The sequence below is a fragment of the Vibrio sp. CJQ_6 genome, from assembly GCF_043106745.1.
In the GTDB taxonomy this organism is placed as follows: Bacteria; Pseudomonadota; Gammaproteobacteria; order Enterobacterales; family Vibrionaceae; genus Vibrio; species Vibrio furnissii.
In genome coordinates this window covers 231,453-245,430 of record NZ_JBICMV010000037.1, presented here as the reverse complement: position 1 = coordinate 245,430, position 13,978 = coordinate 231,453, and the positions used below count along the sequence as shown (strand labels likewise).

The 13,978-nt window shown below is 51.1% G+C and carries 12 protein-coding genes; 8 read left to right on the top strand and 4 right to left on the bottom strand.

All coding sequences use genetic code 11. The annotated features are described in order from the left end of the window. Window positions 1–290: 290 nt before the first annotated feature. On the bottom strand, window positions 291–1,649 hold the full coding sequence (locus tag ACF8PK_RS22720; protein ID WP_392443712.1) for an amidohydrolase family protein: 1,359 nt from the start codon (window positions 1,647–1,649) through the stop codon (window positions 291–293). A 482-nt stretch (window positions 1,650–2,131) separates the two neighbouring features. On the opposite strand from ACF8PK_RS22720, the gene ACF8PK_RS22715 reads away from it, so the two are divergent. The 5 genes from ACF8PK_RS22715 to ACF8PK_RS22695 all read left to right on the top strand — a co-directional run bounded on the left by ACF8PK_RS22715 (window position 2,132) and on the right by ACF8PK_RS22695 (window position 6,342). Then, window positions 2,132–3,124: an ABC transporter substrate-binding protein gene (locus ACF8PK_RS22715; RefSeq protein WP_041942488.1), complete on the top strand. Its 993-nt coding sequence runs from the start codon at window positions 2,132–2,134 to the stop codon at window positions 3,122–3,124. 10 nt (window positions 3,125–3,134) lie between these two features. Then, window positions 3,135–3,959, top strand: coding sequence for an ABC transporter ATP-binding protein (locus ACF8PK_RS22710; protein WP_158107728.1), 825 nt, complete (start codon window positions 3,135–3,137; stop codon window positions 3,957–3,959). Between the two features lie 24 nt (window positions 3,960–3,983). Next, a complete protein-coding gene (locus tag ACF8PK_RS22705) occupies window positions 3,984–4,766 on the top strand; it encodes an ABC transporter permease (protein WP_392443710.1) in 783 nt (260 codons plus the stop codon). Between the two features lie 9 nt (window positions 4,767–4,775). Next, on the top strand, window positions 4,776–5,252 hold the full coding sequence (locus ACF8PK_RS22700) for a nucleoside deaminase (protein WP_004728820.1): 477 nt from the start codon (window positions 4,776–4,778) through the stop codon (window positions 5,250–5,252). Between the two features lie 103 nt (window positions 5,253–5,355). Beyond that, on the top strand, window positions 5,356–6,342 hold the full coding sequence (locus tag ACF8PK_RS22695; RefSeq protein ID WP_392443707.1) for an isopenicillin N synthase family dioxygenase: 987 nt from the start codon (window positions 5,356–5,358) through the stop codon (window positions 6,340–6,342). A gap of 96 nt (window positions 6,343–6,438) precedes the next feature. On the opposite strand, the gene clpB is transcribed toward ACF8PK_RS22695, so the two are convergent. The 3 genes from clpB to rluD form a co-directional block, all read right to left on the bottom strand. Continuing rightward, window positions 6,439–9,012, bottom strand: a complete 2,574-nt coding sequence (gene clpB, locus ACF8PK_RS22690; RefSeq protein WP_004728823.1) for an ATP-dependent chaperone ClpB — start codon at window positions 9,010–9,012, stop codon at window positions 6,439–6,441. 99 nt (window positions 9,013–9,111) lie between these two features. Beyond that, window positions 9,112–9,846, bottom strand: a complete 735-nt coding sequence (gene pgeF / locus ACF8PK_RS22685; protein WP_055466566.1) for a peptidoglycan editing factor PgeF — start codon at window positions 9,844–9,846, stop codon at window positions 9,112–9,114. Between the two features lie 3 nt (window positions 9,847–9,849). Beyond that, window positions 9,850–10,824, bottom strand: coding sequence for a 23S rRNA pseudouridine(1911/1915/1917) synthase RluD (gene rluD / locus ACF8PK_RS22680; protein WP_004728828.1), 975 nt, complete (start codon window positions 10,822–10,824; stop codon window positions 9,850–9,852). 155 nt (window positions 10,825–10,979) lie between these two features. On the opposite strand from rluD, the gene ACF8PK_RS22675 reads away from it, so the two are divergent. From ACF8PK_RS22675 to hpf, 3 genes are all read left to right on the top strand, one after another. Beyond that, complete coding sequence (locus ACF8PK_RS22675) at window positions 10,980–11,705, top strand: outer membrane protein assembly factor BamD (RefSeq protein WP_004728830.1); 726 nt, start codon at window positions 10,980–10,982, stop codon at window positions 11,703–11,705. Window positions 11,706–11,825: 120 nt separating this feature from the next. After that, entirely contained in the window at window positions 11,826–13,271 is a 1,446-nt protein-coding gene (locus tag ACF8PK_RS22670) for a transglycosylase SLT domain-containing protein (protein ID WP_392443704.1), read from the top strand. A gap of 294 nt (window positions 13,272–13,565) precedes the next feature. Then, window positions 13,566–13,895, top strand: a complete 330-nt coding sequence (gene hpf, locus ACF8PK_RS22665; protein WP_004728834.1) for a ribosome hibernation-promoting factor, HPF/YfiA family — start codon at window positions 13,566–13,568, stop codon at window positions 13,893–13,895. The last annotated feature ends 83 nt before the right edge of the window (window positions 13,896–13,978 follow it).

Below are 13,978 nucleotides of genomic sequence, written 5' to 3'. Positions count from 1 at the left end.
ATATTGTTAAAGAGCTTTGCTTTTCGAAGCTTTCTTCTCAAAGCGGACGGCCATTTTAGCGAGTTAACTTAGCGAGTCAACAACTTTTTTTATTTAATTTTCTTTAGGTTAAGAAATCAAATTTGCCGTCGTGTTGCCTTGCTTTCTTATGCAGAATTGCCTGACAACGGATGCGCATTATAGGGAGGAAAAAACGCTTGGCAATAGCAAATCAGCCAAAAACTTCGCTTTTCTGACTGACCGCCTAAATAAACGCCAAAGTGGATTTTTAGTGAACGAAATGACCGAAATTAAATGCCTAATGCTGCGACTTTACGGTTGAGCGCTCGCACCGATTCACGAACACTGGCGACCAACTCTTGATAAGCATCTTCATCGCTTGCTTGATAAACCCGTTTACCATTGATGAAAGTGGCTTTAATTTGAGCCGGTTCTCCGCACACAACTGGCGCACTGATCTCAGAGTGACATCCTGCCATGCGAGGCAGCTGAATATCATAGAGAACCAAATCGGCCACTGCCCCCTCTCTTATATATCCAAGATGATCGAACCCGACCATTGATGCGCCCCCTGCACTGGCCCATTCAATGACACCGTTCACGGACGTCGCAGCCGCGCCATGTTGAGCGCGGTGCAATAACCAAGTCAGATTTAGCTCTTGCAGCATTGACCCCGATTCCGCCGATGCCGATCCATCCACACCGATAGAAATCGGCATCCCCGCTTTCGCCATGTCGATAACCGGCGCGATCCCACTTCCCAAACGACAATTGGATGTTGGACAATGCGCAATCCCCGTTTGGGTGTTCGCTAACAAGGCAATATCTGCGTGTGTAGCTTTGACTAAGTGAGCAAACCACACATCCTCCCCCAACCAATCACAACGTTGTGCAAACTCCACCGCGCTACAACCGTATTTAGCCAGCGCTTGTTGATTATCAAACTCGACTTCTAAGAGGTGGGAGTGCATCCGTAACTGATGAGCGCGCGCATACTCCGCCAACATTTTCAGATCATCGGGAGTCGAGGAATGCACAATGCTGGTCGGAGCAACCACCAGACGTCGCATCGCGTTCTGTTCATCTTGATGATAGCGCCGGCGCGAATGATCTAAACGCGCCAACATCATCTCTAACGATTCTGGCTCGACGCCGGCTTTGGCCAAGCCTTTATGGCTGCCTTTGACCGTTGCTCCCCCTCGACAGAGCACAAACCGAATCCCCATCTCTTCAGCGGCTTGCCAGACCGCATCTTCGACTTCCTGCGAACTGTTGGCATGATAAAGGTAATGATGATCGGCGCAGGTTGTGACGCCAGAACGAAGCAATTCGTAGAAACCCAATTTCGCCGCGCAATACATAATCTCTGGTGTGATCTGCGGCCAATAGCGATACGGAACATGTGCCAGCCACTCGCCTAAGCCATCATTTAAACCTGCAGGGATCCCTTTCAACACGGATTGTGCCAAGTGATGATGAGTATTCACGAAACCGGGATAAACCACACAACCTCGGGCATCGACGACATGTTCATGATGAGAAGGCAGCAGCTCGCTCCCCAGCTCGGTGATAATGCCATCTTGAATGCGGATGTCCTGATGACCAGACTGGGAATAGATGGCGCTTGCCTGTTTGATGAGATAGTTCATGCTCACTTCCTTATAAGAATACCAAAACCATGATGGGCGTTCTCATGAGCAATGCCCCGGAGCGTTCCTCCTGACCGCTTCTACTCACATCCTTTGTTTCAACGTCAACCAAGCTGTATACAATGCAAATCACAGACCAGCTTCAACACCTGCAAAATCGAACAAAAAAAGAATAAGTTGCACCATAACAGTGAAAAATACGCTCAATTGGTGTGCACAAACACCGCTCATCACTCCATGCAGAGGGCTCATTGTATACAAGCATCGATTGAAACAAACATCGGCCAGACAAGCGATTGTTAATAAAAGGTTATCAATTCAGCCATTAGTTTAATGCTGTGGCACGCCCCTTGCTCTGGTCATAGACACCATTCGTGAGTAGAAGCGGTTAGATGTCGTGATGGCATCGGGACATTGCTCATAGTTCGTCAAAGGCGATGCATCCTCGCCTTTGACAGTGCAAAGGAAGACACGGAGTAACTATGAAGACACCTATTTCACACCTCAAAACACTAACACTATCCCTCTCATTGGCGTGTGCCTCAGCAAGCTCTTGGGCAGCAGACAAAGTCACCTTTCAGCTCGACTGGCTACCCGGTGGAGACAAAGCGCCGGTGTATGTCGCCGTGCAGCAAGGCTTTTTCGCCGAGCAAGATCTCGATGTCACCATTTTACAGGGCAAAGGCTCAACCGATGCGATCACCAAAGTCGCAACAGGCACAGCCGACATCGGTTCTTCTGACATCGTGGCATTGCTGGTCGCCAAAGCAAATGACAACGTACCGGTCAAAGCCATTTATTCACTGTTTAGCAAAGCGCCTTACGCGTTTTATGCCTTGGATGACTCGGCGATCACCGGCATCAAGGATGTCGCGGGCAAAACCATCGTGACTTCGCCATTCACATCAGCCAATGTTTTTTTACCACTAATGCTGAAAAAAAATGGCATTGATGACAGCAGCGTCAAAGTGCTCAAAGCCGATCCTGGCGCACTCAACCCCATGCTGATCACCGGTCAATCGGACATCATGATTTCATGGATGACCGATGCGGTAAAAAACCAGCAGCAAGCTGAACAGGCGGGGAAAAAACTCACCGTGCTGCCTTGGTATGACGCCGGACTGGAGTTCTACTCTTCATCGATCATCGCCAGCGACCGCTTTCTTGCCAATCAACCCGATGTCGCTCGCCGTTTTGTCGCCGCTTATGCCAAAGCCGTCGCTTATACGTGGGCCAATCCCGAACAAAGCGCCGCTGACGTGCACAAAATGGTCCCCGAAGTCGACACCGATCAAGCCGCAGATACCATCCGTTCGATTCGTGGATTGGTCTTGAACGAAGTCAGTGAACGCGATGGCGTCGGCGTCTTTACACCAAATCGACTGGCTGAAACTTGGAAATGGACCGCAGAAGCGCAGAACATCGCCCTCGATAAGCTCGATCCGGAAAGCGCCATTTCGCGCGACTTCTATTAAGGAGCACATCATGCAGCCATTCGTCTCATTTCGTCACATCGGGCACACTTACACCAGTGAACACAGCGCGGTCACGGTGCTCAATAACGTGACTTTTGACATCAATAAACATGAATTCGTCGCCATTGTTGGCCCGTCCGGGTGTGGTAAATCGACATTGCTGCGTCTGCTGTCCGGGTTGATTCACCCCACCCAAGGTGACATTCAAGTGTTTGGTCATCCTGTCTCGGGGCCGCGTGAAGACATCGGCATCGTCTTTCAAAAGCCAACACTGTTGCCGTGGAAAAATGTCCTGGATAATGTCCTGTTTCCGCTACAGCATAAATTTGGCCACGTCAGCGCGAAAGATCGCCAATTGGCCACCGAGCTTTTGGACAAAGTCGGCCTGAGTGAATTTGCCACCAGCCTACCGAATCAGCTCTCCGGCGGGATGCAGCAACGGGTTGGGATTGCGCGAGCACTGCTGCTCAACCCCGACATTCTGATCATGGATGAACCGTTCTCCGCCCTTGATGCGTTAACCCGTGAAGAGATGGGCTTTGAGCTGCAACGCCTGTGGTTGGAAAAACCCAAAACCGTTCTTTTTATTACCCACTCGATTTCGGAAGCAGTATTGCTGGCGGATAAAGTGCTGGTGATGGGACCTCGCCCCAGCACGGTGCTGGAAGAAATCACGATAAACCTGCCGCGCCCACGCACCATCAATACCCTAAAAGAGACGGATTTCGGGCGCTATACCAATCGGATTCGTGAGTATTTTTATCGACCACCGCATGACGACTCTGCCACCGCAAATGCTGAGAAAGTCACACCGCTGCATCGCACTGTTGCTTGAGCCCATCTGTACTAAGGATTCACTATGAAAGGATTACTCGCGAAGCGGTCGCAGAACTGGCTGCCGTTATTGGCCATACTCACACTCCTCCCGATATGGGAAGGGGTTTGCCATCTGTTTGCTGTGCCAACCTTTATTCTTCCTGCGCCATCCGACATCGCGCTGGCATTTACCCAAGTGTCCGCCGAACGCTGGCTCGACAATCTTTGGGCCACGCTGAGGATTGCACTGTTTGGTTTTGCCCTATCGTTCGCACTCAGCATTCCGCTGGCGATCATGATGGTCAATTCTAAGTTTTTAACCCGTGCCATCTTCCCGCTGCTGGTTGTGATTCAGTCCACGCCCGTGGTCGCCATCGCGCCACTACTGATCGTGATCTTGGGCACTGGCGATGCCCCGCGCTTGGCCATCACCTGCCTGATCACCTTTTTTCCTCTGGTGGTGTCTGCCACCACAGGCATGCTGGCCACGCCGCCGGAACTGATTGAATTATCGCGATCACTCAACGTCAGCAACCATAAGACCATCTGGCAGATTCGCCTGCCTTATGCCATTCCACACATTTTCAGCGGCGTAAAAGTTGCGATCACGTTAGCGGTGATCGGCTCGGTGATTGCCGAGTTTGTCGCCGCCGAAAAAGGACTCGGCTACTTGGTGCAGTTCTCCACTTCGTATTTCAAAATCCCCCAAGCTTTTGCAGCACTGGTGTTTCTCTCCGTGGTGAGCATGGTGCTATTCAAATCGGTCAGTTGGATTCAGAAAGGCTACTTTGCTTGGAGCCTGAGTGATGAAGAAAAACAACGATAAGGACATAACATGCTCAACCCAACCCTCGATTACCGCTGGCTACGCCACAGTTTTGCGCTGGCAGAAGATGCCAAATCGCGCGGCATTCACCCTTTTGCCGCCGTACTGGTCGATGCCAACGGCGAGATCTTACTCGAGCAAATCAACGGCTATCTGCCTGATTTGGATATGACCGGACACGCCGAACGGCTGATCATGACACAAGCGAGCAAGTTGTATCGCCCCGATTTTCTCAACCAATGCACGCTGTATGTGTCCGCCGAACCCTGCGCCATGTGCGCGGGAGCGATTTACTGGGCTGGCGTCGGACGTGTCGTGTATGGCTTGAGCGAAACTCGTTTGAAAGCCTTGACGGGCAATCATCCGGAAAACCCAACCTTAGCGCTACCGTGTCGAATCGTATTTGAATCCGGCCAGCGCACAACAGAAGTGCACGGGCCACTCTTAGAGGCGGAAGCCGAGCAAGTCCAGCACGGCGCTTGGTAAGCGCGATCATTCATCTTAACCCCGGAGTAGAAGCGGTCTGCAATCTCGATGATTGCTGGACATTGCTCCAATCACACGCACATGCTGAATTGGAGAAATAACAATGACTCAACACGCTTATTCACTCGAAGAACTCAACTTCGAAACGACCCTTAGCGGGCGCGGCACCGAAGCAGAACTCGGCGCCATTCCACTCATCGACTTGTCGGATTTTGATACCCGCCGTGACGCGATCAGCGAACAACTGTGGCAAGCGGCCACAGAGGTCGGCTTCTTTCAATTGATCAATCACGGCATCACACACAGCGATATACATCAGGCATTTGCCCTCAGTGAGCAGTTCTTTGCACTGCCAGCCGAGCAAAAGCAACGCTTTCCGCTCAAAGCGGGGCTCAATGCAGGCTGGGAATTTCGTCAACAAGTTCGCCCATCGACGGGTTTGGCGGATCAAAAGGAGTCTTATCAAATCACGCTGCCACACATGGATACGTTGTGGCCAGAGCAAGATTTGATGGCCAATTTTCAGTCACACCTACTGAGTATGGAGTATCAGGCATGGCAGTTAGGGATGAAGATTCTCTCTTGCTTTGCCGACAAGTTAGGCTTTGAGCGGGACTTTTTTACTCGAGCGCATCAACGTGATTCAGCGCATTACCTCAGCACGCTGCGCATGCTGCACTATTTGCCGATGAGTGATATTCCTGCGAAGGGCGATTATTGGCGCGCGGGCGCGCACACCGATTTCGATTGTTTAACCTTGGTGTTTCAACAGGAGCATCAAGGTGGATTGCAAGTCGCCGCAGGCAAAGACGCTCAGCAAAACTTGGTGTGGAGTAATGTGATCCCGCAAACCGGTGTCATTACCTGCAATATCGGCGACATGTTGATGCGCTGGAGCGATGACGAATTGAAATCGACCTTGCACCGCGTGCGCATGCCAACCGCCGAGGAAAATCAGGGCTCACGCTACAGCATGGCCTTTTTCTGTCAGGCGAACCGCGATCAGGTGATTCAAGGCCCGAAACAAACCTATCCTCCCATCACCGCGCAGGATTATTTAAAGATGCGCCTCAACGCTAATTTCGCTTAATCCGCTTCACCGAACCAAGGCACCACCGGCCTCTGTTATGGTGAGCGCACTGCAAAAAAAGCCACGCAAATGCGTGGCTTTTACTCTTATGATCAATTATTGCGATGCGGTGATGTTGCCATCGTTCACATCGAGTTTGATGGGCGTCCCCGGCAGGAATGTTCCCGCCAGAATTGATTTCGCCAATGGGTTTTCCACATTTTGTTGAATTGCCCGTTTCAATGGACGCGCACCGTATACCGGATCGAAGCCCACTTGCGCAATCAGATCCAACGCTTCGTCGCTGACTTGCAGTTCGAAGTCTTTTTCCAGCAGACGTTTACGCAGGCGTTCCAACTGAATCGATGCGATGGATTTAATGTGTTCACGACCCAGTGGGTGGAAGACCACGGTTTCATCCACACGGTTGAGGAACTCAGGGCGGAAATGTTTACTCACCACTTCCATCACCTGCTCTTTGATGCCCTGGTAATCCAGTGACGCAAAGTTTTCCTGAATGCGTGACGAACCGAGGTTCGATGTCATGATCACCACCGTATTGCGAAAATCAACCGTGCGGCCCTGACCATCGGTTAAACGGCCATCATCCAGCACCTGCAACAGAATGTTGAACACATCCGGATGCGCTTTTTCCACCTCATCCAGCAAAATCACGGAGTACGGTTTACGGCGCACCGCTTCGGTCAGATAACCGCCCTCTTCATAACCCACGTAACCTGGAGGCGCACCGACCAAACGAGCCACAGAGTGTTTCTCCATGAACTCCGACATATCAATCCGCACCATGGCATCTTCACTGTCAAACATGAAGTTGGCGAGGGTTTTACACAGTTCGGTTTTACCCACACCAGTTGGACCTAAGAACAGGAACGAACCAATTGGACGGTTTGGATCCGACAGGCCCGCACGGCTACGACGAATCGCGTTCGCGACCACTTCCACCGCTTCAACCTGACCAATCACACGTTGGTGCAACACGTCTTCCATGCGCAGCAGTTTTTCTTTTTCTGCTTCGAGCATTTTGGCCACAGGAATACCGGTCTGTTTAGAAAGTACTTCGGCAATCTCAGCATCGGTAACTTTGTTACGCAGTAGCGTCATCTCTTGCATTTCTGCTTGCGCGGCCAAGTCGAGTTGTTTTTCCAGCTCAGGAATGCGGCCGTATTGCAACTCAGACATGCGGCTTAAATCGCCGGCACGACGCGCCACTTCGAGATCCAAACGCGCTTGTTCCAACTCGGATTTAATGTGTTGAGTGCCTGACAACGCCGCTTTTTCCGCGTTCCACACTTCTTCCAGCTCAGCGTAATCCCGCTCTTTTTCCTGCAACTCTTCATTGAGGATGTTGAGACGTTTTTCGCTCGCTTCATCGTGTTCATTGCTCAGCGCTTGCTGCTCGATTTTCAGTTGAATGATCTTACGTTCCAGCTTATCGAGCGCTTCCGGTTTGGAGTCCATCTGCATACGAATGCTAGAGGCCGCTTCATCAATCAAGTCGATGGCTTTATCGGGCAACTGACGATCAGACACATAACGATGCGACAACGTTGCCGCCGCCACGATGGCTGGGTCGGTAATTTCAACGTGGTGGTGCAGCTCATAACGCTCTTTCAAGCCCCGCAAAATTGCCACGGTATCTTCCACGCTCGGTTCATCCACCAGCACTTTTTGGAAACGACGTTCCAGCGCCGGATCTTTTTCGATGTACTGACGGTATTCATCCAATGTGGTCGCGCCGACGCAGTGCAGTTCACCACGTGCCAAAGCGGGTTTGAGCATGTTACCGGCATCCATCGAACCTTCACCTTTACCCGCACCCACCATGGTGTGCAGTTCGTCGATGAACAGAATGATGTTGCCTTCTTCTTTCGCCAGTTCATTTAGAACGGATTTCAAGCGCTCTTCAAACTCACCGCGGTATTTCGCCCCTGCAACCAGCGCGCCCATGTCCAAAGACAGCACACGGCGACCACGCAGGCCTTCCGGCACTTCGTTATTAATGATGCGCTGCGCAAGACCTTCCACAATGGCGGTTTTACCGACGCCCGGCTCACCAATAATGACCGGGTTATTTTTGGTACGACGCTGCAGCACTTGAATGGTACGACGAATTTCATCGTCACGCCCAATCACTGGATCCAGCTTGCCTTGTTCAGCCCGTTCGGTCAGATCGATGGTGAATTTTTCCAGCGCTTGGCGCAGCTCTTCCGCATTCGGGTCATTGACCTTTTGACCACCACGGATCTTTTCGATCGCCGCGGTCACTTTTTTCTCGGTCAAACCGAAATCTTTCAGCAACTGGCCCAAAGGACCTTTGTCTTCCAATGCCGCCAATAGGTAAATTTCAGACGAGATGTAGGCATCCTGACGCTTTTGCGCCACCTTGTCACACAGGTTAAACAGCGTCCCCAACCCACTGGAGAGCTGCACGTCGCCACCAATGCCGCTCACTTTGGGCAGACGATCTAACATCTCGCCCAGCTTTGAGCGCAGTTGCATCGCATCCACATCCAACATCGTCAACAAAGGACGAATTGGACTGCCGTTTTGATCAAGCAACGCTACCATCAGGTGCACGGGTTCGATGTATTGATGATCTCGCCCGAGCGCGAGTGACTGAGCGTCGGAAATCGCTATTTGAAATTTACTGGTAAATCTGTCAAGACGCATAACAACCTTCCTAACCTCGTCTGAGATAAACTAACAACGTTAAGAAAGATGGTTACGCAGGGGGAAATTTTCAAGTGAAGACCATTAACTTTATCGGGTTTAATTTGCTTCAATCCAGATAAAGCTGGCCTGACGGCCGGTCACGCCATCGCGGCGGTAAGAATAAAATTGATCGGCCTGTTGATAGGTACACAGACCGTTGTCGAACACGGCGTCAATGCCAAGCTGACGCAGACGCAAACGCGTCAGGTGATTCATATCAGCCCACCATTTTCCCGTTTGATGAGCGGGTTTAAACGCGAGATGCGCGTGGTCATCATGCGCACTGAATGCAGCCAGTACATCATCACCCACTTCAAACGCTTGCGGGCCAATGGCCGGCCCCAACCACACCACCACATCGTCATTGGCAAACTGTGTTAGCGCCTGTTCGACAATGCCCGCAGACAAGCCGCGCCACCCCGCATGCACCGCAGCGACTTTCGTCCCTTGGGTGTTGGCGATCAACACAGGCAAACAATCGGCGGTCATTGCAGAACACACCACGTTCGGCGCTTGAGTCCAAACGCCATCGGCATCCAACACTTGAGCCGTCGGCGCGTCCACTTCCACGACCACGGTGGAGTGTGTTTGATTGAGCCATATCGGCGCACTGGGCATGCCTGCTTGCTGCTGCAACCAATGGCGATTGCGCTCAACCCGATGTGGATCATCCCCAACGTGCATGCCCACATTCAACCCATCGTAAGGCGGCAGAGAAAAACCGCCAACTCGGGTTGAAGAGAGTGCCTTCACCGAAACCGGTGCAGGCCAGCGAGGGATAATCCAACTCATCGATCAATACTCTTCTGAATGGTTCAGTTGAGCGTCTTCACGCAACGCTTCGGTCATTTCAACCATGTCATCCGGCACTGGCGCGTGGAATTCCAACGGTTCACCGGTGATAGGGTGTTCAAAACGCAGCATGACTGCGTGCAGCGCCTGACGATCGAAACCACGAATCATGTCCGTCAGCTCTTGCGTCGCCCCTTTAGGAATCCGCGCACGGCCGCCGTAGGCAGTGTCGCCCAACAGTGGGTGTTGCAAATACGCCATGTGAACACGAATCTGGTGCGTACGACCGGTTTCCAGACGCAGGCGAATTCGCGTGTGCTCGCGGAAATGTTCCGCCACACGGTAGTGAGTAACAGCCGGTTTACCCAGCGGGCTCACCGCCATCAGTGTACGTTTGGTTGAGTGACGGCCAATCGGCTTATCAATCATGCCGCCCGCCGTCATTTTACCGATCGCGATCGCTTCGTATTCACGGGTAATGTTTCGTTTTTGCAGTTCACGCACTAAACGCGTTTGCGCCGGAACCGTCTTCGCCACCACCATCAGGCCCGTGGTATCTTTATCCAGACGATGCACGATACCCGCACGTGGCACTTCAGCAATCGGTGGAAAATGGAACAGCAATGCGTTGAGCACGGTACCATCTGGCGTACCAGCACCCGGATGCACCACCAAGTCTCGCGGTTTGTTGATCACGATAATGTCGTCATCTTCATAAACGATATTCAATGGAATATCTTGAGCTTCCCAGCGTTGTTCATCTTCCAGTTCCGCCTGAACCGTGATCGCTTCACCGCCCATCACTTTGGTGCGAGGTTTGGTCACCACGTTGCCGTTGACCATGACTTTGCCTTCCAACAACCATTCTTTCAGGCGTGAACGGGAAAAATCGGTAAATAATTCAGCCACAGCTTGGTCTAAACGCTGACCAAGCTGGCTTTCTTTTACTGTTTGAGTTAATTCAATCTGCTGAGCCATATCGAACTTTTTTAAAAACCGTGAGACTAATAGCCACTAGTGTGGAAAAATATGGCGCCATTGTATCTGTTACTGCCAAGAAAGTAACGAAACGTTTTGCGGAGCGCCGACGCTCCAAGTGTATAAGCTTTAATTGCAAGGAACTCACTCCTGACATGAAATACCAAACTTTATCAGGCTTACTCGCGTTATCTCTTCTGGCTGGCTGTTCCAGTAATAAAGAGATTGTTCCGGACGTCCCGCCGGCACAGTTGTACACCGAAGCCCAAACCTCGCTGCAAGGCGGTAACTGGATGACGGCGATTGAAAAGCTTGAAGCTTTGGATTCTCGCTACCCGTTTGGTGCTTACTCCGAGCAAGTTCAATTGGATCTGATTTACGCTTACTACAAAAACGATGATCTCGCGCTGGGTCTCGCGACCATTGAACGGTTTATGCGACTCAACCCCACCCACGAGAAAATGGACTGGGTGCTGTACATGCGCGGTTTATCGCACATGGCGCAAGACCGTAACTTTATGCACGACCTGTTCAACGTCGATCGCAGTGACCGCGATCCAGAGCCAGTGAAAGCAGCCTTTGCCGATTTCAAACGCCTGCTGCAACGTTACCCCAATAGTTCGTACGCCGAAGACGCGCAGCGCCGCATGTTTGCGCTGAAAAACCGCCTCGCCGACTACGACTTAGCCACCGCAGATTTCTACCTGCGCCGTGAAGCCTGGATTGCGGCCATCAACCGCACTCAGGAATTGCAAAAAACCTATCCTGATACTGAAGCAGCACGTAAATCGCTCAAAATTCAGTTGCAGGCGTACAAGGAGCTGGGGCTAAAAGATTCCATCGCCCGCACTCAGCAACTGATGGAACTCAACCCAGAGTAATCCTCGACATCATGAGAAAAAGCCACTGCTTGCAGTGGCTTTTTTTGTGGCCGAACGTTGCCGTTTTTGCCGTTCGTTCATACACTTAAAGCCGACCTAAAATGCAAAAGGAGCGGCATTTTGCGTTTATTGAACATGGCACTTTTCGCCCTGGCGTGTTGCCTTGGTTGGCCAGCCCACAGTTTGGAACTCTCCCCATTAAGCGCCAAACCCTACACCGGAGATTGGCCTGTCCTGAAAGACAAAGGCACCCTGCGTGTCGTGGTTTCAGCCGATTTAGGGTTTTATTACGTGGAAGGCGGTCGCCCCAAAGGGATTGGCGCCGAACTGCTGTACCATTTTGAGCAATACTTGAAAAAGCAATCGCCGTATGTGCATGTACAGATCATTCCCGTGCTGCGTGATGAACTCATCCCCAGCGTTGAACGCGGCTTTGCTGATCTCGCGGTCGCCAATTTAACCGTCACGCCCCATCGGCTACAGCAAGTCGATTTCAGCGCTCCCCTGACCAAAGATCTGCAAGAATTTGTCATCACCAGTAAAGCCGCGGCGCCGATCAGCACCCTTGAACAATTAAGTGGACGCCAAATTTGGCTGCGTGAAAGTTCCAGTTATTGGGACAGCATTCAAGCCGTCAACGCCACATTGAGCGCGATGAACCGCCCTCTCGTCCAGGTGCATTTTATCGATGAAGCGCTGCAAGATTATGAACTGCTGGAAATGGTCAATGCCGGCCATGTTGCCGCCACGGTGCTCGACAGCCACAAAGCCGAGCTATGGCAGCATGTGATGGAAAATATTCAGGTGCACAGCGAACTCCCGCTGCGGGAAAATGGCCAAATCGCTTGGGCGCTGCGAAAAGAGAGCCCGAAGCTGAAAACGTTCATCAACCAGTATCTGAAAACCGTCAAATCTGGCACCTTGCTGGGCAACGTCATTTATAGCAAATACATTGATGACACACGCTGGCTGACCAAAGCGCTCAACCCACAAAAACTCGCCAAGCTCGCGCAACTGAGGCAAATCTTTACTCATTATTCGAACCAGTACGCATTCGAAGATTTGATGATGGCGGCACAAGCGTTTCAGGAATCTGGCCTCGACCAACGCAAAATCTCGCCCAAAGGGGCCATCGGTATCATGCAAGTGCTGCCGACCACCGCTCAAGATCCAAACGTCAACATTCCGCACATCGATCAAGTCGACAACAACATTCATGCTGGCATCAAGTACATGCGCTTTATCAAGGACCGTTATTTCACCGATCCACACATCAGCCCCGATGATCAGGTGTACTTTGCCCTCGCCGCCTACAATGCAGGCCCGGCGAGCATCAACCGAATGCGGCGATTGGCCCAAAAACACGGCTTTAATCCCAACGTCTGGTTTAAACATGTTGAAGTGATCACGCGGCGCAACATTGGCAAAGAGCCGATTCGCTACGTCTCAAACATCAGTCGTTACTACGTGGTGTACAAACAACTGGATGCCTTGCAGCGTGCCAAGGTCGAAAATCAAAGCGCAAATTTGGATGAGGCAACCGACAACGAACCGATGGCGCCCTAAATGACGATCAAGTTCACAAAAAAAGTTGCTCAGGAAACATACAAGAGGATTTAATGGGCCGAGAAAATGCCCTAAAAATGGGAAGATTTTCAGTCAATTACTCTTCCAATTTAGCCAACTTCATCAGAATCTCAAGCTTTTTCGCTCGTCTGTTTCACGACTCTTTGCGGAAGATCACGTTTGGTTTCAAAGCCAAAAACACACACGCGTAAATTGATCTGAATCACATTCTTTTAGTTTGGGATGAGTAATCTGAAGTTAACCCACAAGGGATGCAACAGAGGAAAAAGCACTATGCAAATGAATATCACTGGTAAAAACATCGAAATCACCTCTGCAATCCGCAATCACATTGAGAGCAAATTCAAAAAGCTGGAAAAATGGCAGGTGGACATCATCGGATGTCAGGCAAGTTTCAGTGAGGAACCAAACAAACAGAAAAAATTCGAAGCAACCGTCAGCATTCCAAAAGGACAATTAGTTGCCTCCGCTATCCACGAAGATCTGTATGCCGCTGTGAATGAGGTAGAACAAAAACTAGAGCGTCAACTGAATAAACTTCGTCACAAACCAGAGGCCCGTCGTACGGACAAACCTGAGCTGGAAGAAGAAGTGGAAGAGTAAAAGATACGGTTTCCAGAATAGCGCCTTCGGGCGCTATTTTTTTTGCTTGACGCTCCCACCCCGCTTGCTTATTGTGTTGACTT